Here is a 1,079-nt window from a genome sequence, read left to right as displayed (position 1 = left end):
GCCCCAGCGGGACCTCGGGACCGTTCGGCGGCTTCACCAGCGCCGCCGAGGCGTGCTCCAAGATCTCGGAGCAGGCAACCGGCGCCACGCTCCTTCCGCTGTCGGCAGCCCAAGGCAAGACGGCGGAACTGGAACAGTTCAAAACGGAGCTGGCCGCGACGGCCGAACGCGTCCCGGACAGCCTCAAGTCCGACTTCGCCAACCTCAAGGAGGTGGCCGTTGCCGGCGTCACCGACCAGACGGTCTTCTCCAGCGGAAAGCTCCAGGCCGCCATGGCGCCGGTCAGGACCTGGATCGCCACCAACTGCAAGTAGGGGGTTCGGCCAGGCCAACGCCCGCGTCGGCCCCCGGCTGACATCCCGCGGCGGACAGACGGCTGGCCTTGTCCCCGATGCAGGCCGCCCGTTCCCGCCCCCACCTGCATGGACTGTGGGAACGGGCGCCGCAAGATTCCCCCACGCGCCCCAAGGCAGGGACTAGGGTTGTGTCAAAGAGAAGGGGGAGTGCGTTATGGAATACCAGAATTCTCAACCCGTCGCCGGTCCTGCGGCCGGTCAACACGTTGCCGGGCTCGCAGCCGGTCAGCCCGGTCCCGATGCCCTGGTCAGTCCTACAGACGGTCTGTCCGCGCCGGCCGGCACCGGCCGCACGGTCATAGCGGAAACTGCCGTCGCCAAGGTAGCGGGCATCGCCGCCCGATCGGTGCCCGGCGTCTATTCGTTGGGATCAGGACCCTCACGCGCCCTCGGGGCCATCCGCGACGCCGTCGGCAACGCTGATCACGCAGCAGGCGTCCGCGTGGAAGTCGGCGAAACGCAGGTCGCCGTGGACATCGATCTTGTTGCGGTGTACGGCACCCCCCTGCAGACCCTCGCGGACCAGGTCCGCGCCGTCGTCTACGCCGCCGTCGGGGAACTGGTGGGTCTCGAAGTGATCGAGGTCAATATCGAGATCAACGACGTTTATGTGCCCGGCCCGGCCAAACCGGCCGCGTCCGCCGAGGCCCGGCCAGTCAGGGAGGCAATCCAATGAGTCTGACGGTAGTGGGAATCGCCATGGGCGCCTTCGTGGCCTTCATG

Annotated in this window: 2 protein-coding genes; both read left to right on the top strand. The window is 68.0% G+C overall.

What is annotated here, in order from left to right; genetic code table 11:
- On the top strand, positions 1–314 hold a 314-nt coding region (locus tag LQV45_RS35005), incomplete at its 5' end, for a hypothetical protein (RefSeq protein ID WP_230012590.1).
- A 196-nt stretch (positions 315–510) separates the two neighbouring features.
- The gene (locus LQV45_RS35000; protein WP_230012588.1) at positions 511–1,032 is read left to right on the top strand and encodes an Asp23/Gls24 family envelope stress response protein; all 522 of its coding nucleotides are present in this window, start codon (positions 511–513) and stop codon (positions 1,030–1,032) included.
- Positions 1,033–1,079: the final 47 nt, after the last annotated feature.

The sequence above is a fragment of the Microbacterium sp. Bi128 genome (assembly GCF_918698205.1).
Note: the sequence above shows the minus strand (reverse complement) of the source record. Positions and strands in the feature narration are given on the sequence as shown.